This window comes from Pseudomonas sp. TAA207 (genome assembly GCF_001529285.1).
GTDB classification, from domain to species: Bacteria; Pseudomonadota; Gammaproteobacteria; order Pseudomonadales; family Pseudomonadaceae; genus Aquipseudomonas; species Aquipseudomonas weihenstephanensis.
This window is the reverse complement of record NZ_LLWJ01000043.1, coordinates 1-24,687: the sequence shown is the minus strand read 5'-3', so window position 1 is coordinate 24,687 and position 24,687 is coordinate 1. Positions and strand designations below refer to the sequence as shown.

The 24,687-nt window shown below is 58.5% G+C and carries 23 protein-coding genes and 1 pseudogene; 14 read left to right on the top strand and 10 right to left on the bottom strand.

Going from position 1 to position 24,687, the window contains the following annotated elements:
- Positions 1 to 38 precede the first annotated feature (38 nt).
- The 9 genes from AP059_RS01480 to AP059_RS01440 all read left to right on the top strand — a co-directional run bounded on the left by AP059_RS01480 (position 39) and on the right by AP059_RS01440 (position 7,750).
- A complete protein-coding gene (locus AP059_RS01480; RefSeq protein WP_059761562.1) occupies positions 39 to 764 on the top strand; it encodes a HugZ family pyridoxamine 5'-phosphate oxidase in 726 nt (241 codons plus the stop codon).
- A 71-nt stretch (positions 765 to 835) separates the two neighbouring features.
- Positions 836 to 1,309 carry an FxsA family protein gene (locus AP059_RS01475; RefSeq protein ID WP_059761561.1) on the top strand — a complete coding sequence of 158 codons (474 nt, stop codon included), beginning with the start codon at positions 836 to 838 and terminating at the stop codon, positions 1,307 to 1,309.
- A 243-nt stretch (positions 1,310 to 1,552) separates the two neighbouring features.
- Complete coding sequence (locus tag AP059_RS01470) at positions 1,553 to 1,846, top strand: co-chaperone GroES (RefSeq protein ID WP_016779794.1); 294 nt, start codon at positions 1,553 to 1,555, stop codon at positions 1,844 to 1,846.
- Positions 1,847 to 1,895: 49 nt separating this feature from the next.
- On the top strand, positions 1,896 to 3,539 hold the full coding sequence (groL, locus tag AP059_RS01465) for a chaperonin GroEL (RefSeq protein ID WP_048362806.1): 1,644 nt from the start codon (positions 1,896 to 1,898) through the stop codon (positions 3,537 to 3,539).
- A 438-nt stretch (positions 3,540 to 3,977) separates the two neighbouring features.
- Positions 3,978 to 4,661, top strand: a complete 684-nt coding sequence (gene colR, locus AP059_RS01460) for a two-component system response regulator ColR (protein WP_048362807.1) — start codon at positions 3,978 to 3,980, stop codon at positions 4,659 to 4,661.
- Positions 4,651 to 5,928, top strand: coding sequence for a sensor histidine kinase (locus tag AP059_RS01455; protein WP_048362808.1), 1,278 nt, complete (start codon positions 4,651 to 4,653; stop codon positions 5,926 to 5,928). The genes colR and AP059_RS01455 overlap by 11 nt, the downstream gene beginning before the upstream one ends.
- Before the next feature lie 203 nt (positions 5,929 to 6,131).
- Positions 6,132 to 6,812, top strand: a complete 681-nt coding sequence (locus AP059_RS01450; protein WP_059761560.1) for a class I SAM-dependent methyltransferase — start codon at positions 6,132 to 6,134, stop codon at positions 6,810 to 6,812.
- Between the two features lie 3 nt (positions 6,813 to 6,815).
- Positions 6,816 to 7,529 (top strand): lipopolysaccharide kinase InaA family protein, encoded by a 714-nt coding sequence (locus tag AP059_RS01445; protein WP_048362810.1) that lies wholly within the window; start codon positions 6,816 to 6,818, stop codon positions 7,527 to 7,529.
- Entirely contained in the window at positions 7,529 to 7,750 is a 222-nt protein-coding gene (locus AP059_RS01440) for a hypothetical protein (RefSeq protein WP_048362811.1), read from the top strand. The genes AP059_RS01445 and AP059_RS01440 overlap by 1 nt, the downstream gene beginning before the upstream one ends.
- Positions 7,751 to 7,874: 124 nt before the next feature.
- On the opposite strand, the gene AP059_RS01435 is transcribed toward AP059_RS01440, so the two are convergent.
- The 7 genes from AP059_RS01435 to AP059_RS01405 all read right to left on the bottom strand — a co-directional run bounded on the left by AP059_RS01435 (position 7,875) and on the right by AP059_RS01405 (position 17,032).
- Positions 7,875 to 8,972 (bottom strand): DUF1513 domain-containing protein, encoded by a 1,098-nt coding sequence (locus tag AP059_RS01435; protein WP_059761559.1) that lies wholly within the window; start codon positions 8,970 to 8,972, stop codon positions 7,875 to 7,877.
- A gap of 14 nt (positions 8,973 to 8,986) precedes the next feature.
- Positions 8,987 to 10,051 (bottom strand): imelysin family protein, encoded by a 1,065-nt coding sequence (locus tag AP059_RS01430; protein ID WP_059761558.1) that lies wholly within the window; start codon positions 10,049 to 10,051, stop codon positions 8,987 to 8,989.
- Positions 10,052 to 10,077: 26 nt separating this feature from the next.
- On the bottom strand, positions 10,078 to 11,499 hold the full coding sequence (locus AP059_RS01425; RefSeq protein ID WP_059761557.1) for a di-heme oxidoreductase family protein: 1,422 nt from the start codon (positions 11,497 to 11,499) through the stop codon (positions 10,078 to 10,080).
- A 296-nt stretch (positions 11,500 to 11,795) separates the two neighbouring features.
- Positions 11,796 to 13,142, bottom strand: a complete 1,347-nt coding sequence (locus AP059_RS01420) for an imelysin family protein (protein ID WP_059761556.1) — start codon at positions 13,140 to 13,142, stop codon at positions 11,796 to 11,798.
- Positions 13,143 to 13,304: 162 nt separating this feature from the next.
- Positions 13,305 to 15,356 carry a putative bifunctional diguanylate cyclase/phosphodiesterase gene (locus AP059_RS01415; RefSeq protein WP_059761555.1) on the bottom strand — a complete coding sequence of 684 codons (2,052 nt, stop codon included), beginning with the start codon at positions 15,354 to 15,356 and terminating at the stop codon, positions 13,305 to 13,307.
- Positions 15,357 to 15,620: 264 nt separating this feature from the next.
- On the bottom strand, positions 15,621 to 16,217 hold the full coding sequence (locus tag AP059_RS01410) for a superoxide dismutase (protein WP_059761554.1): 597 nt from the start codon (positions 16,215 to 16,217) through the stop codon (positions 15,621 to 15,623).
- Between the two features lie 212 nt (positions 16,218 to 16,429).
- On the bottom strand, positions 16,430 to 17,032 hold the full coding sequence (locus AP059_RS01405; RefSeq protein ID WP_048362818.1) for a LysE/ArgO family amino acid transporter: 603 nt from the start codon (positions 17,030 to 17,032) through the stop codon (positions 16,430 to 16,432).
- A gap of 110 nt (positions 17,033 to 17,142) precedes the next feature.
- Between AP059_RS01405 and AP059_RS01400 the strand changes: the two genes are divergently transcribed.
- The 3 genes from AP059_RS01400 (at position 17,143) to AP059_RS01390 (ending at position 20,053) form a co-directional block, all read left to right on the top strand.
- Positions 17,143 to 18,036 carry a LysR family transcriptional regulator ArgP gene (locus AP059_RS01400; RefSeq protein WP_048401009.1) on the top strand — a complete coding sequence of 298 codons (894 nt, stop codon included), beginning with the start codon at positions 17,143 to 17,145 and terminating at the stop codon, positions 18,034 to 18,036.
- Positions 18,037 to 18,088: 52 nt separating this feature from the next.
- Positions 18,089 to 19,087, top strand: coding sequence for an NAD-dependent epimerase/dehydratase family protein (locus AP059_RS01395; RefSeq protein WP_048362820.1), 999 nt, complete (start codon positions 18,089 to 18,091; stop codon positions 19,085 to 19,087).
- A gap of 111 nt (positions 19,088 to 19,198) precedes the next feature.
- Positions 19,199 to 20,053 (top strand): hypothetical protein, encoded by an 855-nt coding sequence (locus tag AP059_RS01390; protein WP_059761553.1) that lies wholly within the window; start codon positions 19,199 to 19,201, stop codon positions 20,051 to 20,053.
- A 130-nt stretch (positions 20,054 to 20,183) separates the two neighbouring features.
- Here the strand turns inward: AP059_RS01390 and AP059_RS01385 are convergent, their stop codons facing one another.
- From AP059_RS01385 to AP059_RS01380, 3 genes are all read right to left on the bottom strand, one after another.
- Positions 20,184 to 21,701: an MDR family MFS transporter gene (locus AP059_RS01385; RefSeq protein WP_059761552.1), complete on the bottom strand. Its 1,518-nt coding sequence runs from the start codon at positions 21,699 to 21,701 to the stop codon at positions 20,184 to 20,186.
- Positions 21,702 to 21,837: 136 nt separating this feature from the next.
- Complete coding sequence (locus tag AP059_RS22400) at positions 21,838 to 22,014, bottom strand: hypothetical protein (protein WP_156425770.1); 177 nt, start codon at positions 22,012 to 22,014, stop codon at positions 21,838 to 21,840.
- 118 nt (positions 22,015 to 22,132) lie between these two features.
- Positions 22,133 to 23,038 carry a LysR family transcriptional regulator gene (locus tag AP059_RS01380; protein ID WP_059761551.1) on the bottom strand — a complete coding sequence of 302 codons (906 nt, stop codon included), beginning with the start codon at positions 23,036 to 23,038 and terminating at the stop codon, positions 22,133 to 22,135.
- A 113-nt stretch (positions 23,039 to 23,151) separates the two neighbouring features.
- Between AP059_RS01380 and AP059_RS01375 the strand changes: the two genes are divergently transcribed.
- Positions 23,152 to 24,036: an MBL fold metallo-hydrolase gene (locus tag AP059_RS01375; RefSeq protein ID WP_059761550.1), complete on the top strand. Its 885-nt coding sequence runs from the start codon at positions 23,152 to 23,154 to the stop codon at positions 24,034 to 24,036.
- A 48-nt stretch (positions 24,037 to 24,084) separates the two neighbouring features.
- Positions 24,085 to 24,276: pseudogene (locus tag AP059_RS22985) on the top strand (NAD(P)H-binding protein); the annotation flags it as partial.
- Between the last annotated feature and the right edge of the window lie 411 nt (positions 24,277 to 24,687).

Below are 24,687 nucleotides of genomic sequence, written 5' to 3'. Positions count from 1 at the left end.
CGTCCGTTTTTGACGGAGTTTTTATAAGGAGTCATAAGTTGAGCGTTGAAGCCGTCAAGCATGCCCGAGAATTACTGCTCAAGGAATACCGTGGAGCGCTGGCCACCCAGTCCAAGGCGATGCCGGGCTTCCCGTTTGGCTCGGTGGTGCCCTATTGCCTGGACGAGCAAGGGCGGCCCTTGATCCTTATCAGCCGGATTGCCCAGCACACCCATAACCTGCGCAAAGACCCCAAGTGCTCCTTGATGGTCGGCGAGCGGGGCGCTGAAGATGTGCAGGCGGTGGGTCGCCTTACCTGCCTGGCTGAAGCCGAGCAGTTGACTGACCCTGAGGCGATTGAAGCGGCTGCCGAGCGTTACTACCGCTATTTCCCTGAGTCGCAGAGCTACCACACGGCCCATGATTTTGACTTTTGGGTGCTCAAGCCCGTTCGTCATCGTTACATCGGCGGTTTTGGCGCGATTCACTGGCTCGATCAGGTTACGTTGGCAAACCCGTTCGCCGGTCAAGCTGAAGTGCGCATGGTCGAGCACATGAACGATGACCACGCCAATGCGATCCAGCACTACGTTGAACTGGCCGGCTTACCGCAAACCGTGCCCGCCACGCTGGTCGGTATTGACAGTGAAGGCATGCATTTGCGCATCGGCGACGGCCTTTATTGGCTAGGCTTTCCAGAGGTGTGTAACAACCCTACACAAGCCCGCGAGGCTCTGGTCTTTCTGGCGCGTGCGAGCCAATGGCCGAAAAAACAGCCAGCCTGACCTTGAATTCAGCGCCAAGCGCCGTCATCTAAGAGGGGTTGGAAGATATTCTTCCGGAGAGGAATCATTTGATGCGCGCTTTTCTATTGCTCTTTCTGTTGTTTCCAGTGCTAGAGCTGTACGTCTTTTTCAAGGTCAGCACCGCTATCGGGTTCTTCCCCGCGTTGCTGCTGATCATTGCTGGTTCCATGCTGGGCGTTCTCGTCGTGCGTGTGGCAGGTTTGGCGACTGCGCTCAGTGCGCGTGAAAGCTTGAACCGCGGTGAGTTGCCCGCCGAACAAATGCTTCACGGTCTGATGATGGCATTGGGTGGCGGTTTGCTGGTGCTTCCAGGTTTTATCAGCGATGTTGCCGGTTTGCTGTTGCTGCTGCCGCCCGTGCGCAGCCTGTTGGTGAATCGTCTGCGTAAACGTGCGCAAGAACAGGCCATCCGTCAGCGTGCTTTCGCCGATGAATTTGATGTGCCGACCCGGCCTGGTTCGCACACGCCTCTAGGCCGTGAGCCTAATGTGATCGAAGGCGAATTCGAGCACCGCGACAAGTAAAGCGGCTTAGCGTTTTCAACACGGCACCTAGAGTGCCGTGTTTGTTTTTTAACGGTGTGCAAACGCAAAAAAAACACGCGTGGGCCCTTGTAATCACTAAGGGCGCCCTCATGTAACGGACACCGCAGGGTTTTGCTGGCAACAGCAAACACTCTTTCGCGAAACACTCCCGGCAATTCCGGACTTGTAAACCCAGCCGGTATGAAACCGGCCGATGAACACCACAATTAGGAGAGATCGACAATGAAGCTTCGTCCTCTGCATGACCGCGTCGTAATCCGTCGCAGCGAAGAAGAAAAGAAAACCGCTGGCGGTATCGTTCTGCCGGGTTCGGCTGCTGAGAAAGCCAACAGCGGTGAAGTCATCGCTGTGGGCACTGGTCGCGTTCTGGACAACGGTGAAGTGCGCGCGCTGGCCGTAAAAGTGGGTGACAAGGTTGTGTTTGGCCCGTACTCCGGCAGCAACACCGTGAAAGTAGACGGCGAAGACCTGTTGGTAATGGCTGAGAACGAGATTCTCGCTGTTATCGAAGGCTGATTTCCCGCTCATTTTCCCGTTACTACACAGTATTTAAGGAAGAACGAACATGGCTGCTAAAGAAGTTAAATTCGGCGACTCCGCCCGTAAAAAAATGTTGGCCGGTGTAAATGTCCTGGCTGACGCAGTAAAAGCGACCCTGGGCCCTAAAGGCCGCAACGTGATCATCGAGAAGAGCTTCGGCGCTCCGACCATCACCAAGGACGGCGTGTCCGTTGCCAAAGAAATCGAGCTGAAAGATCGCTTCGAAAACATGGGCGCGCAGCTGGTTAAAGACGTTGCCTCCCGTGCCAACGATGACGCCGGTGACGGTACTACCACTGCAACCGTACTGGCTCAGTCGATCGTCAACGAAGGCCTGAAAGCCGTCGCTGCCGGCATGAACCCGATGGACCTCAAGCGCGGTATCGACAAAGCGACCATCGCTATTGTTAAAGAACTGCGTCAGCTGGCCAAGCCATGCGCTGACAGCAAGGCTATCGCTCAGGTAGGTACTATCTCTGCCAACTCCGACAGCTCCATCGGCGACATCATTGCCGAAGCCATGGAAAAAGTCGGTAAAGAAGGCGTGATCACCGTTGAAGAAGGCTCGGGCCTGGAAAACGAACTGTCTGTGGTTGAAGGCATGCAGTTCGACCGTGGCTACCTGTCCCCTTACTTCGTAAACAAGCCAGACACCATGGTGGCTGAGCTGGACGGCCCGCTGATCCTGTTGGTTGATAAAAAAATCTCCAACATCCGCGAAATGCTGCCAGTGCTGGAAGCCGTTGCAAAAGCCGGCCGCCCACTGCTGATCGTGGCTGAAGACGTTGAAGGCGAAGCCCTGGCGACTCTGGTTGTGAACAACATGCGCGGTATCGTTAAAGTCGCTGCTGTTAAAGCACCTGGCTTCGGCGATCGTCGTAAAGCAATGTTGCAGGACATCGCTGTTCTGACAGGCGGTACCGTAATCTCCGAAGAGATCGGCCTGAGCCTGGAAAGCACCACCCTGGAGCACCTGGGTAACGCCAAGCGCGTGATCCTGTCCAAAGAAAACACCACCATCATTGATGGCGCTGGCGTTGACGCGGACATCCAGGCCCGTGTAACTCAGATCCGTGCACAAGTGGCTGATACCACTTCTGACTACGACCGTGAAAAACTGCAAGAGCGTCTGGCCAAGCTGTCGGGCGGCGTTGCAGTGATCAAGGTTGGCGCTGGTTCTGAAGTAGAAATGAAAGAGAAGAAAGCTCGCGTTGAAGACGCCTTGCACGCAACCCGTGCAGCCGTTGAAGAAGGCGTGGTACCTGGCGGTGGCGTGGCACTGGTGCGTGCGTTGCAGGCTATCTCCGAACTGAAAGGCGACAACGCTGATCAGAACGTAGGTATTGCTCTGCTGCGTCGTGCTGTTGAAGCACCTCTGCGCCAGATCGTTGCCAACTCCGGTGACGAGCCAAGCGTAGTCGTCGACAAAGTGAAGCAGGGTTCGGGTAACTACGGTTACAACGCTGCCACTGGCGAATACGGCGACATGATTGAAATGGGTATTCTTGACCCGGCTAAAGTGACGCGTTCGGCTCTGCAAGCGGCTTCCTCGATTGCCAGCCTGATGATCACCACTGAGGCGATGATCGCTGAGATCCAGGAAGACAAAGCAGCTGGCGGCGGTATGCCAGACATGGGCGGCATGGGTGGTATGGGCGGCATGATGTAAGCCAGCCTTACCCCGCTACGCAAAAGCCCCGCCTGAGTAATCAGGCGGGGCTTTTTAGTGCCCGGCTATTAGTGGGTCGTTGTCCGGCGCACATGTGCTCGCGAGGCCATCGCGCGGCAAACTGGCGTAGAACTGCTGGTCATCGAGTTCGTTGTTACGAGAAGCGGCGAAGAATTGAGAGGGGCCGTTACTGGCCCGTTCGGGCTGGTAAGCATTGCCGCCCTGGCCGCGCCAGCAGACCTGCCAAAACGAACACGCGCGTGCGCAAGTCTGCTGGCGCGGCTGTCGGTCGTTTGTGAACCGCAGGTGAAAAAAATGTCAGGGTCTGATGAGCGTCAACTAAATACGCAGAACGCCTTGTGGCACTGGCCCTGCGCCGATCTTCACTCTAAGCTGCGCGGGCCAAGACGGCCGTAACTGCGTACGGAGAAAGTGCCCATGCGAATTCTGTTGGTTGAAGACAACCGCGATATCCTCGCCAATCTGGCCGATTATCTAGGGCTTAAAGGCTATACCGTGGATTGCGCACAGGACGGTTTGTCGGGCCTGCACCTGGCGGCCACCGAGCATTACGACTTGATCGTGCTCGACATCATGCTGCCCGGCATTGACGGCTATACCTTGTGCAAGCGCTTGCGTGAAGACGCGCGCCGCGACACACCGGTGATCATGCTCACCGCCCGTGATCAGTTGGACGATCGCCTGCAAGGCTTCAAGTCCGGTGCCGATGATTACCTGCTCAAACCCTTTGCGCTGTCTGAATTGGCGGCGCGCATTGAAGCCGTATTGCGCCGTGCCCAGGGCGGCGGGCGGCGCGAGTTGCAAGTGGCAGACCTTAAATATGACCTGGACACCCTTGAAGTCACGCGCGATGGGCGCCTGCTCAAGCTCAACCCGGTAGGGCTAAAACTGCTGGCTGTGCTGATGCAAAAAAGCCCGCACGTGCTGCGCCGCGAAGTTTTGGAAGAAGCCTTGTGGGGCGACGATTGCCCGGACAGCGACAGCCTGCGCAGCCACGTCCACCAACTGCGCCAGGTGATCGACAAACCGTTCGATAAACCGCTGCTGCAAACCGTGCATGGCGTGGGCTATCGCCTCGCCGAGGCACGCGATGGAGTTTAAGCAAAGCCTTGCCCAGCGGATCATCATCGCGTTTGCGCTGATGAGTGCGCTGGTTGCGGGCACCTTCGCGATGGGTATTGTCGCCACCGTGCACCTGGTGGAAGAAAAACTGATCTCGGCCGGTTTGGGCGGTGACTTGCAGCGCTTGCTGTTGATGGACAACGTTGCCGACTGGAATCACCGCCCCGAGCCAGACCAGTTGTTCTACTTCAGTGGTGGGCGCGGCGACTTTGCCTTACCCAAGGATCTGCGCCATTTGCAGCCGGGCTTTCATGAGGTGTTTCGCGACCAGTTGTCGTATCACGCCATGGTTGAGGTGGTTGACGGGCGGCGCTATGTCTTGCTGCAAGACCAAAGCGATTTTGAAGAGCGTGAGCGCGTACTGTTTGCCGTGGTGCTGGTGGGCTTTGTGCTGGCGCTGGCGCTGGCGGTCTTCCTGGGTTGGGTGCTGGCCAGACGGGTGATGGCGCCGGTGGTAAGGCTGGCGCGCCAAGTGCGCCATCGCGATCAATTGCTCGGGTTGGCCCCGCCCTTGGCGCCCGATTACGCTGCCGATGAAGTGGGTGAACTGGCGGTTGCCTTTGACGCCACGTTGGGGCGCTTGCGCGATACGCTGACCCGCGAACGGCTGTTTACCAGTGACGTGAGCCACGAGTTGCGCACGCCGTTGATGGTCCTGGCCAGCTCCTGCGAGCTATTGCTCGAAAACCCGGCCCTGGATCAACGCAGTCGTTCGCAAGTGGAGCGTATTTCCCGCGCTTGCGAAGAGATGCGCGAGTTGGTGCAGACCTTTCTCATGCTGGCTCGCGCGCAACACGAAGACGCCAGTATGTCGCCAAAGGTCAACCTCACCACCGTGGCTGAAGGCTTGATCAGCCTGTGGCGTGGCCCGATTGAAGCCAAAGGCCTGGAGCTGATCTACCAGCCGGGTCAGCCGCTGGACACGCTCTATAACGCTACATTCCTGCACGCGGTGATGGGTAACTTGTTACGTAATGCGTTGCACTACACCGATACCGGCTTCATTCGCCTGACCCTCGAACCGACCGGTTTTGTGGTGGAGGACAGCGGTGTCGGCATCCCGGAAGAGAAACGCCAGGCCATGTTCCAGCCTTTTGTACGCGGCAGTGAAAAGCGCGGAGAGGGGCTGGGGCTGGGCTTGTCATTGGTTCAGCGCATCTGTGACAGCCAGGGCTGGCGTGTGTCATTGACCACGATGGAACCCAACGGTTGCCGTTTTCACGTCGAACTCGATCCCAAGGATTGATGCCCGCTTAACGACGGCCTGCACCTTGCTCGCCGTCGTCTCCTCTTAGCTTTTAGTCGTTAAATGGCCCCGCGCCAGCACTCCATGCCTGTAAAACCCTGCGATCTTTGCGGTGTTTAGCGGCACAAATTTTTCACTCGATGATGACCTGATGCTCACACCCGCCTGATTAAGGTAGGGCTACATGCTTCAGGAGAGCCGTCATGAGCCCCGCGATCACACTTAAGTTTTCTGAAAAGTACGACCAGCAGCACGCAGCTGATTATCTGTTAAAGCACCAGAACGGTTGGGCGCGACGCTTGTCCCATACCCGTGACGAGCAGTTGGCGCGTCGCGCCCTGGCGATAGCGGGCGAACCTGGGGTGGTGCTGGATTTACCGTGCGGCGCAGGCCGTTTTTGGCCGTTGCTGGCCGCGAAACATAACCGTGAAATCATCGGGGCTGATAATTCAGCGTCTATGCTGGAAGTGGCTTGCGTCGCTCAGCCGGCCGAAGTGGTGAAACGGGTACGCCGTTTGCAGACGTCTGCGTTTGATATAGACCTGCCAGATAACGCGGTCGACAGTATTTTTTGTATGCGCCTGCTCCACCATATCGGTGACGCAAGTCATCGGATGGCTCTATTGCGGGAGTTTCACCGTGTCAGCCGCGACAGCGTGATTATTTCTCTGTGGGTCGACGGCAACTTCAAGGCGTGGAAGCGCAAGCGTCTGGAGCGTCAACGGGGCACTTCGCCTGTGCAGGAGGGTTACCAAAATCGGTTTGTGTTACCTGCTGTTACAGTTGAGGCGGAGTTTAGAAAGGCTGGTTTCACCGTTCAGGAGCATTTGGACTTTATTCCGCTGTATGCGATGTGGCGGGTTTACGTACTACGCAAGAGGTAACTCATGGCCGTTGATTGTGTACAGCAACCCCCGATGTCGACAGAAGACTGTTTTGAACATTACTGGCGCCAGGAGGGCGAGTGGGTCGAAGAACCCAACCAGCGTCGTGGCGGGGAGAGTGGGGTACAACGAATCCACGAAGCGGGTCGGTTGTTGTATGCCAAGCGCCAAGTGGGCCATATCTACCGCAGTTGGCGCTACCCGCTAGGGCGCCCGACTGTGTTGCGTGAGCGCGATGCGCTGCTGGCCCTGAGCGCCTTGTCAGTCAATGTGCCGGAACTGGTGTTTTGTGGGGCCAGGCAGGCACCGGACGGGCAATGGCGTGCGTTGTTGGTGACGGCGGCGCTGGACGGCTTTATCGAAATCGACAATTGGTACGCCGCCGGTGGGCGTGAGCGCTATGGCGAAGCCGTGCATGAGCGCGTGCTTGAGGCGGTGGCGCAAAACCTTGCGCGCATGCACCTGGGGCGTTGGCAGCACGGTTGCCTTTATATCAAACATGTCTTTGTACGGGTCACGGGCAGCGCGCAGAGTGCAACGGTAGATGTTGCCCTGCTTGATCTGGAGAAATGCAGGCAACGCCTGACACCCTACAAGGCGGCCTCACACGATCTGAAGCAGCTGCGTCGCCATTCGTCGTGGAGCGACACCGACTGGCGCAAGTTGATCTACTTTTATGAGACGGTGTTTGGCAGCGCCATCAAAGGTTTACGGTGATGAAGAGAGAAATAGCACGAGGTTTGTTCCTGCTGGGTGCGCTGGCGATTGCTTCGGTGGCAATGGCTGCCTGGGAGCAACCCCGTTTGCAAGTGCTGAGTTCAACCACCAGTGGCAGTCAATGCCCGCTGCCGCGCATCGCTAAAGTCGAAACCATAGCCAGGCCGGATCATGATTTATTGCTGTTCATGTTTGGTATGTCCCAAGGCCTGCGCCCCTGACAGGCTGTCTGTCGCCGTTGCCGAAGGCCATGTGCGCAAGCGAAGACGTCGTTAACTCAGGGTGCTGGTTTTGCCTGATTTAACGACGTCATCGGATTTGGTGATTGCTGCGCAGGCAAGTGCCCTACATCACATGCAAATGGTTGTCCCAAAGCCCTGCGGGCAAATCCAGCGGTTTGGCGGTCAACGGTGTTTGTCGGCAGTCATAGAACCGGCAGCGCCCCTGGCCTGATGTCACCACGAAACCATCTTTTACCGCGGCTACGCCTGCGCAATCGGGCAACGGCGCATCCAGTCGTACTGCGCCACTGTCCAGATCCCACACAAAAAACCGATTACCGCGAGGGGCCGTCAATGCGACCAGCCGCAGGTCGCTGTGCACCGCCACGCTGGCGGTGTAATGGCCCATTGCACGCAGTTGCTGTTCGGCCACCGGGAACGGCTCAAAGGGCTGGCCGGGGCGCTTGATTGCCAACAACTCGGACAGCGCGTGGGCGTCACCCATAAATTGCTGGCACGCCACTATTGTGCCGTCGCTGGCAATGCCTAAGTGACGCACGCTGTTCATCTGCTGGCTGAGGGTTTCTTTACTCAGCAGGGTGCCGTCACGCTGCATCAGCACCAGGCTGGGTTGCATGGCGTTGAGGTTCATCTCGACCCGGCTTTCAGCTTCGGTACGGATACCGCCGTTGGCCACCACCAGCGTTTCGCCGTCTGGCATCCACGACACTTGATGCGGGCCTACGCCGTGAGTCGGGATTTCGCCACTGTGTATCAGACGCTCGCCTTCAAAGCGGTAAACCCCCAGCACGCCCCGGCCCGGGTCGGTGGTGTCGTTTTCTGTGGTGTACAGCCACTCGCCATCTTTATGAATCACCGCGTGACCATAAAAGTGGCGATTGGGCAGGGATGTCAGGGTTTGCAGCAACTGCCCATCCTTGAGGTTGATCAGGTAGCTCTCGGTGCCGGGGCGCCGGGCAACGAACAACGCAATGGGCAGTGTGGGGTGGTTGATGATGTCGTGGCAGCGCTGGCCCACTTGGGTGTTGAATACCTGAGTGCCGTCGAGCGTGTAACCCACGGCAAAGTGATTGCCGTCCACGTCATCCCGGGCGCTCAACAACAGCGGGCTGTGGCCTTTATTTTTGAACAGAGACCAGCCGCCCAGCGTAACGGCGCTCAGCAGTAAACCGCCGAGTTTCAGAGCTTGCCTGCGCATCATCGAACCTTCCTTCATTAATCGCCGTCGTTGGCGTTAAAGCCCAGTTGAATGCCCAGCGCCTTGGCCAGTTCACCTTCGTGCAAGCGGTGAACCACGTTCAGGCTGTCGTAAATCGCATTCAGCCTGGCGCGGCCGGCGTCATCGGCCAGCAATTCATTAAGCGACTGCTGGTTATCATTGAACAATTTGAGCGAGGCGGCATACGCGGCGTCAATTTTGTCGGCCAACGGTTTCTGGTCGGCGGGCAACAGGCCACGCAAGCCTTTGTTGTCAACGCCAGCCCATACGGTCTGAGCGGCGGCCAAGCTGGCGGCCAGGCTCTTGAGCGACGACTCGCTGCGCCATGCATCGGCCTGGAAAGGCTGTGCAATGCCCTTGCTCTGGCGGCCCATCGGGGTGCCGAGTTTCTTTTTCAGGGTGTCCAGTGCGGTGACCTGAACCCGCAGCAGGTCAGCAATGGCTTCGTGGGAATCGGCATAACGCTGGTTGGGGAACTTGCTCATCTGCGCCAGCATGCCGTCGGTGCTGTTCCAGCTCGCCAGAATTTCTTCGGCCAGTTGTTTCTGACGCTCGCCAATGGCCGTCAGCAGTGGGCAATAACGGGCTTTTTGCGTGTCATCGGCAAGGTCAATCTTACTGTCGAACAAGATGTACTCGTAAGCCGACAGACCCTGCACCACAACACTGGATTTGGCCAGGGCAGCGGCATCGATCTGCGGCTGAGCGATGACCAGTTGTTCAACCTGACGCCCGACCAGGTTCTTTTTGTCCGGCCAGAACTGCACTTGCCACGAACGGTTGCCCTCAGCCAGCGGACCGATCAGCAGCGGTTGCAGCTCGGCCCAGGCTTTCTGCGCATGCAGGAAGTCGGCACGGGCGGTTTCCAGGGTTTCTTTGCCTTCGCAATACGCCAGGGCGCTGACAGCCAATTGGCGATCGGCATCGGCCCAGCGGCTGTAAGTTGGCAGGATCACTTGCTTGGCAATGGCGGCCGAGGTCACGGCCTGCGGGTCTTGCGGTGCACACGCGCCCAAGGCAAGGGCGGCAAGGCTGGTGAACAACAACTTGGGTCGAAACATGTCGGGGTCCCCGATCTTATAAGCGTTTAAAGAGAATTCAGGAACGCCAGCAACGCAGCGCGCTGCTCGGCATTGAACTGTAAAACCTGCTGCCTGGCCGGTTCAGCCTCGCCACCATGCCACAGCACGGCTTCGAGCAGGTTGCGCGCACGTCCATCGTGCAAAAACTGGGTATGGCCGCTCACGTTCTGGGTCAAGCCAATCCCCCATAAGGGCGCAGTGCGCCATTGTCGACCACTGGCGGTGAACTCGGTGCGGCCATCGGCCAGCCCTTGGCCCATGTCGTGCAATAACAGGTCGCTGTAAGGATGAATGACCTGATTGGCCAGCTCCGGTTCAGCCGCCGTGGCTGAGGTGGTGAAGGTCGGGGTGTGGCACGCAACGCAGCCAGCTTTGTAGAACAGGTTTTTACCGGCCAGCACCTCTGGTGCGCCGACATCACGACGCGCGGGCACCGCGAGGTTGCGGGTATAGAACTCGACCAGACGCAGAATGTTGTCGCTGACCTCAGGCTCACCTTGCGGGCCATTGCCGTTGGGCGCTTCAAGGCAGGCAGTTTGAGCCTGGGTGCAATCATCAAAGGGTCTCAAGGACGTGGTAAGCCCCATATCACCAGAAAAGGCGTGAACATTTTGTTGATTGAGATTGGGTTGGCCCGCTTTCCAGCCAAATCGGCCCAAGACAGTTTTTTGTTGTGCGTCGTCCCACACCCAATTAGGGCGCCCGGTCACGCCATCAGCGCTCTTGTCCTTGGCGTTGGCCAAAATGTCTTGGTCCGGGATCGCTTCAAGCAGCCCCAGGCCAATCATCGGCGGCGCAATACGGGCGGAAAAACGCGTGTCGGGGTGCATCGGGCCGTAGCCTAATTGAGTGATGTGCAGCACAGGTTTGCGCAGTTCGACTTCGGTGCCGTCCTTGAACCGCACGGGCACCGGCGTGTAATCGACCCGCACCTTGCCCTCAGGGGGCACGCCGGGCACTGACATGTCCTGTAATTGGCCGCCGTAGACCGGTTCGGGGACGATGCCGATGTGTTCGATCAGCGTGGCAAATGCCGGGTCATTGGGAATCGACAGGCGTACCAGCATCGACACGGCGTTCTTGGCGTTGGGGGCGGGCGGATGACCACGGCCGTCCTTGATGTGGCAGTTTTGGCAGGCGTTGGTATTGAACAGGGGGCCCAGCCCGTCGCGCGCCGTGGTGGTAGACGGGGCGATCACCCACGGGCTGCGGAAAAAACTGTTGCCGACACTGAAATCCAGACGCCGGGTGGGCGCCAGGTTGGCGGAGGGCATTGAAAACGCATTTTGATCGGTTTTACGCACCGTCGTGGCCCCACCGGAGCGGGCTTCGCCAGGCTCGGGTTTGGTAAAGCGCGGGGCGTCATCACAACCGCCAAGGCCAAGGGCCAGGAGCAGCAGAGACAGGCGAAGAGGCAACGAAGGCATCAAGCGTCCAGTTCAGCGAGCAAAATCGAGGGCGCAAAGTTTATCAGGGAAGGTGAATTGAAATAAGAGGAATTAGCGTTTGGTTTGATCTGCGGCAGTCAACGACCGTAAACCCTTCATCGGATGGAATGATCTGCCGGGTTGAATAATCGCGTGCCGGGCTGGCGCATCGCGACCCATCGCAGCCTCGCTTTACTGGTCAGCGACTGCGGGCCATGCATCGGTGATTCATCGGTACACCCACAAAAAAGGCGGCCCGCAGGCCGCCTCATGTTCACTCATTCAAACGCTGTCGATCAAAAATCGTGATCGGCGTTGTCCGGGTTCAGGTCGCTGATGCCCAGCTTGCCAGCGGCTTGTTCAATGGCACCGGTCTGCTTGACCAGCGCGCCGATGGCGTCACGAACCACTTGGTTGCCGGACTCGTTGCCCGCGGCGATCAATTGGTCGTAGTGCTCGCCCTTGGCTGCACGATCCACCATGACCTGGATCTTGGCTTCGGTGTCGGCCAGGTCAGACTTCAAGGTGGCGTCAGCAGCCGGGTCAACCACGACTACCAGCGAAGACAGGCTAGGGCCGGTCATCTTGGTGCCATCGGCGCGTACGTATTCACCCAGGTACACGTTACGAATGCCTTTGGCGTCGTAGAAGTGCGAATTGTGGGTGTTGTCGCTGAAGCAGTCTTGCTCGTCTTCAGGGGAGTTGGCTTCCAGCGAGACTTTCATGCGCTCGCCTGCCAGTTCGCCCAACGACAGGCTGCCCATGCCGAACAGCATTTTGCGCAGACCGTTTTGGACAGGCTCTGCTTCCAGCGATGCGCGGTAGTTGTCGGCCACCTCAGGTGCCCAGTTCGCCACCATTTCGTTCAGGTCATTGACCAGCAATTGGGTCACGGCTTTCAGGTAGGCACGACGACGGTCGTTGTGGCCGCCCGTAGCGCCTTCACCTTCCAGGTAGTCCGACGCAGGGCGGTTGCCTGCACCCGGACCGGTGCCGTTGAGGTCCTGACCCCACAGCAGGAATTCGATAGCGTGATAGCCCGTGGCTACGTTAGCTTCCGAACCGCCCAGCTCGTTGAGGCTGGCAAGGACTTCAGGGGTGATTTGGGTGACGTCGACTTTGTCTTCGCCGACCTGGATCTGGGTGTTGGCAATGATGTTGGCGGTGGCACCCGGGTTGCCCAGAGCGTGCGCGTAGCTGGCGTCAACGTAGTCGATCAGGCCCTCATCCAGTGGCCAGGCGTTAACCTGACCTTCCCAATCGTCAATGATGGTGTTGCCAAAGCGGAACACTTCGCTTTGCAGGTAAGGCACGCGGGACTCAACCCAGGCCGCTTTGGCTGCTTTCAACGTGTCGTCGTTAGGGTTGGCCAAAAAGGCGTCGATTGCGGTTTGCAGCTTTTTAGCGGTGGATTCGGCGTCGCTGTAGACGGCATGCACCATGTCGGCGTAATGCGCGACAACAGCCTTGGCGGCAGCTTCGTCGATTTTCACTGCGCTTATGTCAGCTGCGGGAGTCGCTTGAGTCGTCGCTGCGGCAGGCGCTGGGGTCGCTGCATTTTTTTCTTGGTCTTTGTCGCCACAACCGGCGAGTGAAATAGCAATGGCCAGCAGACTGGCGGAGGCCAGGGGCATACGAATCATGGCGAAAATCCTGCTTCGAGAGGTGGGACACGCGTGCGACTGCACGCAATACTGGCGACATGATGCGAAAGATATGCATTTTCTGTAAAGGGTTAGCGTTGTAAATATTTCCTATTCACGTCACCTCTACGCCGGACGCTTCACTGCACTCGAAACATGCATTTACATAATGACGGCATTGTTGCGCTGCGCCTGCTTCAGAAAAATGCTCAATTCCCGTGCAATCAGGGGCTTGCTGTACAAGTAGCCCTGGCCTTCATGGCAGCCTTCATTGATCACGTACATCTCTTGCGCCAGGGTTTCGACGCCCTCGGCAATCACTTGCATGCCCAAACTTTTACCGAGCTGGATGATGGCCCGCACGATGGTGGCATCGTCGTCATCGTCAATCAGGTCCTGCACAAAGCTTTTATCGATCTTGATTTTGTCCAGCGGCAGGCTCTTGAGGTAGCTGAGCGACGAATAGCCCGTGCCAAAGTCATCAATGGCGATCAATGCCCCCGAGCGGCGCAGGCTCAGCAAGTGCTGGGCGGCGGTGCTGATGTCTTCCATCAGGCCGGTTTCAGTGACTTCCAGTTCGAGGCTGCGCGCGGGTAAACGGTAAATTTGCAGCAGATTGTTGACCATGCGCGGCAGGTCGGCGTGGTGCAGCTGCACGGTCGACAGGTTGACCGCCATGCGCAGCTCAGTGAAGCCCTGATCGTGCCACTCGCGCAATTGATGACAGGCTTGATCCAGGACCCACTCGCCAATGGCGATGATGCTGCCGTTTTGTTCGGCCAGGGGGATGAACAAGTCAGGCGGCACCATGCCGTGTTCGGGGTGCTGCCAGCGTAACAGCGCCTCGACGCCGACTACGCGGTGATCGCTGTAGCGGATCTGCGGTTGATAGACCAGGTACAGCTGATTGCACAGCAAGGCGTCACGCAGGTCTTTTTCCAACTCACGCCTGCGGCGTATCTCGCTGTCGACGCTGGCGATGTAGAACTGGTAACGGCTGCGCGAGCGGCTCTTGGCCAAGGTCATGGTCTGCTCGGCCTTTTGCAGGAGTTTTTCGCTGGTGTCGCCATCTTCGGGGAACAGCGTGATACCGATGGTGGCCCGCAGTCGAATTGTCTGTTCTGCCAGCGAAAACGGGGTTTCGAGGTCGTCGAGAATACTTTGCGCCAACTCGGCCACCTGATAAGGCTGGTCGATATCGGCCTGCACCAGGGCAAATTGATCACCGCCCAGGCGGGCGAGGGCGCCCAGGCGGCCGCTGTGAGAGCGCAGACGGTCAGCAACGGCCATCAGCAGTTGGTCGCCGGTCTGGTAACCGTATTGCTCGTTGATGCTTTTGAAATCGTCCAGGCCCACGCACAACACGCCCACCCGGCGTTGCAAGCGCCCGGCATCGAATAAAATCTTGGCCAGTTGCGTTTGCAGTTGCTGGCGATTTGGCAGGCCGGTCAGAAAGTCGTACTGGGCCATGCGCAGCAAGGTGTTTTCGGCTTCGTGGCGCAGGTGCGTATTGCGTTCAATTGAGGTCAGTAACTGGTTGGCGGTGTTGATCCAGATCCCCAGTTCGTTTTTTTCGTGGCCCTTGAGCAACGGCAACAGGTGTTCGCTGGGACGGTCCGGGTTGATCGTGCTCAGGTGCTCAATCATGCGCGACAACGGTTTGGTCAACAGCCAGTGATAGATCAGGTACAGCACCAGACCCATCAGCAGGGCGCGCAGTACACCGGAGATGAAAATAATCCCGGAATTGACCAGAAAACCGTCGCCATAGGTCGCGGTGTCCAGGGTGATGGTCAAATCGCCGTAGTACTCGCTGTAAGGGCCGCGACCGACCAGAGGGGTGACGAAGGTGAGTTCCTTGCCCAGAAACACATCTGTCAGCCAGCGGCTGGAGGCTTCTCGCAGCGGTCGGGACTTTTGCGCCAGGGTGGTTTCTTTGGGGTGCCCGATAGAGGCCTGGCGTACGGCTTCGTCCTGAAACAGCCCCTCGATCACTTGCATGGCCATTTCGCGGTCCAGGCTATAAACGGCCTGGGTTGAAGGGTCGCGAAACATATCCAGAATGCGTTCGGCGTCATTGTTGATCGACTGCCGGGTTTTGTAGGCGTCGAACACAATTTGCGCGCAGCTGAGCACCACCCCGACGACCAGCGCTGACAGCAGCACGATCCGGAGCAACTTGACTGACAAGCTGTTTTTAAGTTCCAGCTTCAAAGAGCGCTTCCTTGTTTCTGGCCGATGATATCAAGTAGCCATGACTGTGGGTAATCCCTCGCAGACACTATTCGCTTTCAAAACGTTGATGCGGCCATGCTGTGCACACTGTGTCGGTCTTGTGCCTGCTGAACTTGAGCCGGTGCCGAAGAAAATTTCAGTGGTTTGATTCTAGCTGGCGTTAGTGCGCCGGCCAGTGGGGCACGGACTTTTCAGCAGGCAAAAAAAACCCGGCAATGCCGGGTTTTTTATCTGGCGCATCGCTTAAGCGGTGAAGGTTTTGCCTTCGAACTGCTCAGCCACGAACTTCCAGTTAACGAGGTTCCAGAACGCTTCTACATACTTCGGACGTACGTTGCGGTAGTCGATGTAGTAAGCGTGTTCCCACACGTCGCAGGTCAGCAGCGGGGTGTCGCCGCTGGTCAGCGGGTTACCGGCGCCGATGGTGCTGGCCAGTGCCAGGGAACCGTCAGCCTTTTTCACCAGCCAGCCCCAGCCGGAACCGAAGGTGCCGATGGAGGTTTTGCTGAATTCTTCTTTGAACTTGTCGAACGAGCCGAACGAGGCGTTGATCGCTTCAGCCAGTGCGCCAGTCGGTTGGCCGCCGCCGTTTGGCGTCATGCAGTTCCAGTAGAACGTGTGGTTCCACACTTGGGCTGCGTTGTTGAAGATACCGCCCGAAGAGGTTTTAACGATCTCTTCCAGGGTTTTGCCTTCAAACTCGGTGCCTGGCACCAGGTTGTTCAGGTTCACGACGTAGGTGTTGTGGTGCTTGTCGTGGTGAAACTCCAGGGTTTCTTTGGAGATGTGCGGCTGCAGGGCATCGTGTGCGTACGGCAGCGGCGGCAATTCGAAAGCCATGTTGATTCTCCTAATCAGGTCAGTTGCGATGAGCGCAAGGCCGATCACGGGCGGCCAAACACGCGCCGATGAGTTTTTACTCTTCGCGGCGCAGGGTCAGGATCATAGCACCGGGGTGACGCCTTAACCACGCAACAACTGTGTGGAATAGAGGTTCCAGCGCGATTGATAGAAAAACTCGATGGGTTCGGGCGCGTCTTTTTTGTCCTCGATCACCCGGCAACAATCAACTGCACGGCCACGGTGTACATCATCACGGCCACCAGCAAATCGAGCAGGCGCCAGGTGCCGGGACGCGCCAGCCACGGTGCCAGCCATGCCGCGCCGAGGGCCAGGGTGAAGAACCACAACAGTGAAGCGCTGGCTGCACCGATGACATAAGCGCCGGGCACACTTTGCTGCGCCCCCAGCGAGCCGATCAGCAAAACGGTGTCGAGGTACACATGGGGGTTGAGCAGGGTCACGGCCAATGCACTGAGCATCACCGCCTTGAGCGAGCGGGCGGTTTGCCCCGCCGATTGTTCAAGGCTGGAATTGGAAAAGGCGCGGCGCAGCGCCTGGGTGCCGTACCACAACAAAAACACAGCGCCACCCCAGCGCGCCACGCTGAGCAGGATGGGGTTTTGCGCCAAAATCGTCGCCAGCCCGAACACCCCGGCAGCCACGAGCAAGGCGTCGCATACCACACAAAATGCCGCCACTGGCAGGTGGTGCTCACGGCGCAGGCTTTGCGCCAGCACGAAAGCATTTTGGGTGCCGATGGCCATAATCAGGCCGAACGCGACCAACAGGCCGTTGAGGTAGCTTTGCCACATAAGAATTACTCGTCTAACTACAGCGCGGAGAGCGGTGTGCTGCTGGCTATTCTCCGGTCGTTAGAGGTATAAGAAAAACCAATATTGCTGATCGCTCATTAGGAAAACTGATGTTCGACTATAAATTACTCTCCGCGCTGGCAGCGGTGGTGGAACAAGCGGGTTTCGAACGTGCGGCGCAGGTGTTGGGGCTGTCACAATCGGCCATTTCCCAACGCATCAAATTGCTCGAAGCGCGCATCGGTCAGCCCGTGTTGATACGTGCTACACCGCCCAGCCCCACCGAGATCGGGCGCCGTTTGCTCAACCATGTGCAGCAAGTGCGTTTACTAGAACGTGATCTGCAAAGCGCTGTGCCTGCGCTGGACGACGAAGGTTTGCCGGAGCGTCTGCGCATTGCCTTGAACGCCGACAGCCTGGCCACGTGGTGGGCGCAGGCGGTGGGAGATTTTTGCGCCGAACAGCACCTGTTGTTGGACTTGGTGGTCGAGGACCAGACCGTAGGCCTCAAACGCATGCGTGCCGGTGAAGTGGCGGCGTGTTTGTGTGCCAGTGAACGCCCGGTGGCGGGTGCGCGCAGTGTGTTGCTGGGTGCCATGCGGTATCGGGCGTTGGCCAGCCCTGCGTTTATTGCGCGGCATTTCCCACAGGGGGTGAGCGCAGCGTTACTGCCAAAAACCCCCGCGCTGGTCTTTGGCCCGGACGATTTCTTACAACACCGCTATCTGGCTTCGTTGGGGGTGGACGGTGGTTTCGAGCATCATCTGTGCCCGTCTTCCGAAGGCTTTATTCGCTTGACTGAGGCAGGGCTGGGCTGGGGGTTAGTCCCCGAGCTGCAAGTGCGCGAACAACTTGAAAGCGCAACACTGGTGGAGCTTTTGCCAGATAAACCGATTGACGTGCCACTGTACTGGCATCATTGGCGCAACGGCGGACAACTGCTGGGGCAACTGACCGAACATTTATCGCGTTCGGCGCCGCGCTGGTTAGTGCCTTTGGCCTGATATCCAGCGTTTAAACAGCAGGCAGCACGCATTAGAGCATTTGGAGCGATTGATGAAGATTCTGGTCACCGGCGCAAGCGGCTTCATTGGCGGACGCTTTGCGCGTTTTGCCCTGGAGCAGGGCTTTGACGTACGGGTCAGCGGGCGGCGTGCCGACGGTGTTGAACACCTGGTGCGGCGTGGCGCTGAGTTTATTCCGGGTGATTTGACCGATGGCTTGCTGGTGCGCGACCTGTGCGTCGACATCGACGCCGTGGTGCACTGCGCGGGCGCCGTCAGTGCATGGGGCCGTGCGCAGGACTTGCAGCGCGATAACGTGCTGGTTACCGAAAACGTGGTCGAAGCTTGCTTGAAACAGCGCGTACGGCGCCTGGTGCACTTGTCTTCGGCCTCGCTGTATTTCGACGGCCGCTCACACGTGGGCCTGAGCGAAGAACAGGTGCCAAGACGTTTGAGCCACACCTATGCCGCCACCAAAAACCTGGCCGAGCAAAAAGTCTTCGGCGCCCAAGAGTTCGGCCTTGAAGTGATCGCCTTGCGCCCGCGCATGGTGACGGGGGCGGGTGACATGAGCCTGTTTCCGCGTTTGCTTCAAATGCAGCGCAAAGGCCGTTTGGCGATCATCGGCAACGGGCTCAACAAAGTCGACTTCACCAGTGTGCAAAACCTTAACGAAGCCCTGCTCAGCAGCGTGCTGGCCACAGGATCGGCATTGGGCAAGGCGTACAACATCAGTAATGGCACCCCGATCCCGTTCTGGGACGTGGTCAATTACGTGATGCGCCAAATGAACGTAGCGCCGGTTACGCGTTACCGTGGCTACGGCTCGGCGTACAGCTTGAGTGCGCTCAGTGAAGTTGCCTGTAAACTGTGGCCCGGTCAGCCCGAGCCGAAACGCTCGCGCTTGCGCACGCAGGAAATGAGCAAAGACTTCACGCTCGATATCAGTCGCGCCCGGCATTGCCTGGACTACGACCCAAAAGTCAGCGTGTGGGCGGCGCTTGATGAGTTCTGTGGCTGGTGGAAAGCCCAGGAATCGCCCTACCGTTAAACACCCGTACTGCCGATGAACCCGATGAAGGTTCAAGGACGATCAAGGCGCGAGTCAGCGGTTTATACTCGCGCCATTCAGCTTTCACTCAGGTTTTGAATAAGGTTTGCCATGCGTAACGATGCCCGCGACGACTTCGATGATGTCCCGACCCTGCGAGCCACGGTCGATGACCACGATGAACTGGCCACCACAGCGGGTGCCCGAGAACGCACCACGGTGTATTCGCGCAACACCCCTGTGATTAAGGTCAAGGCGCCCACCACTGGCCCGCTGTGGGCACTGCTCGGCGCGGTCTTGCTGGCGTTTGCCGGGTTGGCGTGGTGGAGTTTTCAGCAGTTGTCGATGATGGAGCAGCAACTGGTGGCCACCCAGGAAAGCTTTGCACGCATCAGCGAAGAAGCGGCGGGGCGCTTGCAAGCCATCTCCGGCAAAGTGGTGGCCAGTGAATCCACCCTCAACAGCGGCAGCGAAGCGCTGAAGTTGCAGATCAAGCAGCTTGAAGAAAAACTCCTTGAGCAGAGCAAGCAACAGCAAGGCGCTGTGGTGGGCCAGCAAGGTGAGCTGGACAAACGCTTTGAGCAAATCAATGCGGCGATTATGGCGCAAGTGACCGCTCAGCAAGCGGTCAGCACGCAACTGGCCACCGAGGTGAAGGCCTTAGGCTCCGAGCTGACCACACTCAAAGCCACCGTGGCGGAGCAGGGCAAGCTGGACGCTCAGCTCAAAGGTTTAAGTGCCGATGTGGCTGCGTTGAAAAAACAGGGCAACCCGGCTGCGGCCATTCAGCGCCTGGAGCAGGACTTGATCGTGCTCAAGAGCGAACTGGAAACCCGTCCGGCAGCGGCCCCGGCGCAAGGTGCCAACACCGCCGAGTTTGACCTGTTCCGTGGGCAAGTCACACGCAACATCAACACCTTGCAAAGCCAGATCCAAAACCTGCAAAAACAGATCAGCGCCAAGTAAGCACGCGTAGCCGCAGCCTTCGTAGAATCGATACTCGCGCAGTGTCAGGCTGGTCGAGTTGTCAGGTTCTACGCTTGCTGCGCAACCGGACGTCGCCTGCGGCAAGCTCTACGTCATGGGTTGCGAGCGCTTACCGGGCCTTGTCTTCACGCCCGCGCAGCACTTGATTGGGCATGGCAATTGCCGCACATAAACCCAGCACTGAAATGGCTGCGCTGACGCTCAGTAAATGGCGGAAGGTCACCTGCAACTCGGCCCGCAAGTTGTCCAGCGCGGGGCCTTGAACCGCGTTGAGTCCGTCCAGCAGCACGTTGCCCGAACTGCCTTCGCCCAGCAGCGGCTGGCCCATGATCGGGGTGATCAACGAATCGTGCAGTAACGCCAACAGCAGTGCCGACATCAACGCCACGCCCATCGCGCCGCCCAGCGAACGAAACAGGTTGGTGGTACTGGTCGCCACGCCGATATCACGTTGCGCCACGCTGTTTTGTGCCCCCACCAGAGAGGTCGGAAACTGCATGCCCGAGGCGATCCCGCTGAGCAGCATGAACACACCGCTCAACAGCTCGGCACTCGGCGGGCTGAGGGCCATGCCAAAAATCGCCAAAGGCATTAACACTGCGCCGCCCAAAATCATCGGTTTGTAATGCCCGGTCACGGACGTCCTGCGCCCGGCAAAGTACGCGCCGATGGGTAAACCGATGGCCAGCGGCAGCAAGTGCAAGGCCGCGCTGTCGGCACCGGCACCGGTGATGCTCTGGTATCGCAGCGGCATCAGTACGATCAACGAGATGGCCTGAAAACTGGTGAAGAACACTGTGCACCAGCACAGCACCGCACTGCGATTGGCAAACAGGTGCATGGGCAGCAGCGGTTCTGGCGCCCCTCGTTCATGCCACACAAACAGCAGCAGTGCGATCAGCGAGGCGCCCAGTAACATCAGCACCTGTTCACTGCGCCAGCTCTGGCCTTGGCCAATCAGCGTGATGCCCAACAGCAAGGAACTCAGGCCGATAATCATCAGCACGGTACCCAGGTAATCAATGATCGGTTTGCGCTGTGGCACCGGCAGCCCGACCAGGGTGCGGTGGGCGATCCACCACGACACCAGCCCCAACGGCAAGTTGATCAAAAACACCCAGCGCCACGACAGGTATTCGGTCATGTAGCCGCCCAATACTGGCCCGGCGACGCTGGCCAGCGCGTACATGCTGCTGAAATACCCCTGGTAGCGACCGCGTTCGCGTGGGGGCACGATGTCACCGATGATTGCCTGGCTGACCGAGATCATCCCGCCCGCACCCATGCCTTGAATGATCCGCGCCAGTACCAACTGCTCCATGTTTTGCGCCAACCCGCAAAACAGCGAGGCCACGGTAAACAGGCCCATGCCAAACAACATCAGGCGCCGCCGGCCATACAGGTCGCCAAGTTTGCCGTAGATCGGCACGGCCACCGTCATGGCCACCATGTAGCCTGAAATCACCCAGGCCAGTTGGCTGACATCTTTGAACTGGGCGGAGATAGCGGGCATCGAGACCGCCACGATGGTCTGGTCCAGCGCCCCGAGGAAAATCGCCAGCATCAGGGCGACCAGGATGCTGCGAATGGCGGGTTTGGCTTGGGCGGGTTGGTTCAGGCTGCTCATCAATACACCTGTGGGCGCAAAGGCACAGGCGCGGCCGCCTGTGGCGTAATGGCGCCCAGTGTACTGGATAGCTGGCTAACGGATGTGCGCAAAAATCGGTGCAGGCGTTAGTCCATCAACGGGTGCACCGACTTTGTTATCGCAGTGCGCTGAATGCGGCATTCAACGAGTTGCAGTGCTCGCCCTGGCAACTGGCGGTAAAGCGTGGGGACAAGCGTGTTTGCTCAGCACGGTAGCAGGCGCTGGCGAACAGTACGGCGGCAGCAAATACAACAAACGCGGTCATGCATCTGGTTTTTGTTTTCGTGGTCATGGCAGTCATCTCCTGATACCTAGACGTCACACTTTTAAAGCTAGTACAGACCATCGGACTTGCCACGCCAGTTGTACGACTGCCTTTGTAAGCCTTCATCCCTCAAATGGACTACCTGTTACAAACCTGTGTCCCACGCAGGCTCTGCTGTGAAACGCTCTGCCAGAAAGTCGAGCATGCTGCGCAGCGCGGCCGGCATGTGTTTGCGCGAGGCGTACACGGCATAAATGTTCATCACCCTGGGTTCGGCGTCGGGCAGCAAGCGCACCAGATCGCCGCGATGCACATGCACGCCGGCCTGATAGCTGGGCAGCAATGAAATGCCTGCGCCCGCGAGGGTCGCGCTGAGCAACGTACTGGCCTCGTTGGCGCTGATATTGCCTTGAACGGGCACCGACACGTCTTCGCCCTGGCAGGTGAAATGCCACAGGCTTTTGCCGAAATATGAGTGGGTCAGACAGTTGTGCAGGCTCAGGTCATCTACCTGCCGTGGCGTTGCGTGCTCACGCAAGTACGCAGGTGCCGCGCACAGCACCGAACGGCACACGGTCAATTTGCGTGCAATCAAACTGGGGTCCAGCTCATTACTGGTGCGGATTGCCAGGTCGATGCGCTCGTCCACCAGATTCACGGTGCGGTCGAGCATTTGCAGGTCAATGGTGACGCCGGGGTTGAGGCGTACATAGTCGGTCACTGCCGCTGCCAGTTGTGATTGCCCGAACGAAGTACTGACACTGATGCGCAACAGGCCGCGAGGTGCATCCCCGGCGGTGCTGACAGCGGCCTGCAGGTCTTCGGACAGCTCCAGTAGCTGGCGACAGCGGGGCAGGGTTTCATTGCCTGCGGCAGTCAGGCTCAGTTTGCGCGTGGTGCGGTGCAGCAACCGCGCGCCCACCCATTCTTCCAGCTCAGCCAAATAGCGCGACACCACCGGGCGCGACAGGTCCAGGTGATCGGCCGCCGCTGACTGGCTGCCGAGGTCGACGACGGAGACGAACACCCGCATTGCAATGAGACGGTCCATGATTTGCCCGATTTGTGAAACAAACTATGTCGCAGCATCGCATTTTTTATGCCCGATCGTGCGACTAAGCTTTGTTCATCGCCGACCTTGGCCTCTTGACTATGGACACCCTCATGACAGCACTGACAACCCTGCGTCGTTTATTTCTCAGCGCCGTTGCGCTGGGTTTTGCCGCCCATGCCGCAGCGGCGCCAGCGCCCTTGACCCTGGACGTGTACAACCCTGGCGCGGCGGCTATTTTTCCGGTGTCTTCCGTGCTGGTCAGCGGTGACAAAGATGCCATTTTGATCGATGCCCAATTCGGCAAGGCTCAAGCGCAGCATGTCGTGGATAAAATCCGCGCCAGTGGCAAACACCTGACCACCATCTACATCAGCCACGGCGACCCGGACTACTACTTCGGCCTTGAAACCCTGACCCAGGCATTCCCGGACGCAAAAGTACTGGCCTCAGCCCCCACGGTTGAACACATCAACCACACCAAAGACGCCAAGTTAGCGTTTTGGGGCCCGCAAATGGGGGGTGATGTACCGGCCAAGCTGATCGTGCCTCAAGTGTTCAAAGGCAATAGCCTGCAACTGGAAGGTCGCGAACTGGACGTCATCGGCCTCAATGGCAAGCAGCCGGACCGCAGTTTTGTATGGATTCCATCGCTCAAGGCCGTGGTCGGTGGTGTGGTGGTGGCCGACAACATCCATGTGTGGATGGCCGACACCCAAACCCCTCAATCCCACAAACAGTGGCTGGCGACTCTCAAACGTATCGACAGCTTGCAGCCCCTGACAGTGGTGCCTGGTCATTACGTCGGTGATAACGACCGCTCAGTAAACGCCGTGCATTTCACGCGTGACTACATCAAGGCGTTTGATGAAGAAACCCTGAAAGCCAAAAACTCGGGCGAGCTGATTGCGGCAATGAAAAAACGCTACCCGGGCCTGGCCGAAGAGTCTTCGCTGGAACTGAGCGCCAAAGTGGCCAAAGGCGAAATGAAGTGGTGATTCAAGCGCTCAGTGAAACCTGATTAGTCCATTCAACAGGAGAGCGTCATGAGCAACATTGCAATCATCGGTGCCACCGGGCGTGCGGGTAGCCAACGGCTGGAAGAGGCGCTGCGTCGTGGCCATAGCGTGGTCGCCATTGCGCGCCACGCCTAAAAAATCGGCGTACGCACTGGGGTTATGACCAAGGATGTGGACGTCAACGATACCCAAATACTCGCGTCAGCGTTTCACGGTTCTCCACGCTTTGTAGTCGCTGACGAGTAACACGAGGCTGCGATCGAGCGCGAAGCGGTCGTCAACCCCAGCACTGCGGTGTACCCGTCGCACGCGGTTGAATGGTTTTGCGACTGCTGCGCAGCCGTACGCAGCCTCGACAGCGGCCACCCGGCTCTCCACGTTTTGTAGTCGCTGACGAGTGAAACGAGGCTGCGATCGAGCGCGAAGCGGTCGTCAACCCAAGCACTGCGGTGTACCCGTCGCACGCGGTTGAATGGTTTTGCGACTGCTGCGCAGCCGTACGCAGCCTCGCACGCTCGACAGCGGCTACACGGTTCTCCACGGCTCTCCACGCTTTGTAGTCGCTGACGAGTAACACGAGGCTGCGATCGAGCGTGAAGCGGTCGTAAACCCAAGCACTGCGGTGTACCC

What these genes read in the sequence shown, in the direction of transcription:
- AP059_RS01380 (WP_059761551.1), bottom strand. Translation starts at nt 23,038, where the DNA reads ATGGACCGTCTCATTGCAATGCGGGTGTTCGTCTCCGTCGTCGACCTC.
- AP059_RS01475 (WP_059761561.1), top strand. Translation starts at nt 836, where the DNA reads ATGCGCGCTTTTCTATTGCTCTTTCTGTTGTTTCCAGTGCTAGAGCTG.
- AP059_RS01445 (WP_048362810.1), top strand. Translation starts at nt 6,816, where the DNA reads ATGGCCGTTGATTGTGTACAGCAACCCCCGATGTCGACAGAAGACTGT.
- colR (WP_048362807.1), top strand. Translation starts at nt 3,978, where the DNA reads ATGCGAATTCTGTTGGTTGAAGACAACCGCGATATCCTCGCCAATCTG.
- AP059_RS01385 (WP_059761552.1), bottom strand. Translation starts at nt 21,701, where the DNA reads ATGAGCAGCCTGAACCAACCCGCCCAAGCCAAACCCGCCATTCGCAGC.
- AP059_RS01405 (WP_048362818.1), bottom strand. Translation starts at nt 17,032, where the DNA reads ATGTGGCAAAGCTACCTCAACGGCCTGTTGGTCGCGTTCGGCCTGATT.
- AP059_RS22400 (WP_156425770.1), bottom strand. Translation starts at nt 22,014, where the DNA reads ATGACCACGAAAACAAAAACCAGATGCATGACCGCGTTTGTTGTATTT.
- AP059_RS01455 (WP_048362808.1), top strand. Translation starts at nt 4,651, where the DNA reads ATGGAGTTTAAGCAAAGCCTTGCCCAGCGGATCATCATCGCGTTTGCG.
- AP059_RS01450 (WP_059761560.1), top strand. Translation starts at nt 6,132, where the DNA reads ATGAGCCCCGCGATCACACTTAAGTTTTCTGAAAAGTACGACCAGCAG.
- AP059_RS01425 (WP_059761557.1), bottom strand. Translation starts at nt 11,499, where the DNA reads ATGCCTTCGTTGCCTCTTCGCCTGTCTCTGCTGCTCCTGGCCCTTGGC.
- AP059_RS01410 (WP_059761554.1), bottom strand. Translation starts at nt 16,217, where the DNA reads ATGGCTTTCGAATTGCCGCCGCTGCCGTACGCACACGATGCCCTGCAG.
- AP059_RS01375 (WP_059761550.1), top strand. Translation starts at nt 23,152, where the DNA reads ATGACAGCACTGACAACCCTGCGTCGTTTATTTCTCAGCGCCGTTGCG.
- AP059_RS01420 (WP_059761556.1), bottom strand. Translation starts at nt 13,142, where the DNA reads ATGATTCGTATGCCCCTGGCCTCCGCCAGTCTGCTGGCCATTGCTATT.
- AP059_RS01440 (WP_048362811.1), top strand. Translation starts at nt 7,529, where the DNA reads ATGAAGAGAGAAATAGCACGAGGTTTGTTCCTGCTGGGTGCGCTGGCG.
- AP059_RS01395 (WP_048362820.1), top strand. Translation starts at nt 18,089, where the DNA reads ATGAAGATTCTGGTCACCGGCGCAAGCGGCTTCATTGGCGGACGCTTT.
- groL (WP_048362806.1), top strand. Translation starts at nt 1,896, where the DNA reads ATGGCTGCTAAAGAAGTTAAATTCGGCGACTCCGCCCGTAAAAAAATG.
- AP059_RS01390 (WP_059761553.1), top strand. Translation starts at nt 19,199, where the DNA reads ATGCGTAACGATGCCCGCGACGACTTCGATGATGTCCCGACCCTGCGA.
- AP059_RS01400 (WP_048401009.1), top strand. Translation starts at nt 17,143, where the DNA reads ATGTTCGACTATAAATTACTCTCCGCGCTGGCAGCGGTGGTGGAACAA.
- AP059_RS01470 (WP_016779794.1), top strand. Translation starts at nt 1,553, where the DNA reads ATGAAGCTTCGTCCTCTGCATGACCGCGTCGTAATCCGTCGCAGCGAA.
- AP059_RS01430 (WP_059761558.1), bottom strand. Translation starts at nt 10,051, where the DNA reads ATGTTTCGACCCAAGTTGTTGTTCACCAGCCTTGCCGCCCTTGCCTTG.
- AP059_RS01435 (WP_059761559.1), bottom strand. Translation starts at nt 8,972, where the DNA reads ATGATGCGCAGGCAAGCTCTGAAACTCGGCGGTTTACTGCTGAGCGCC.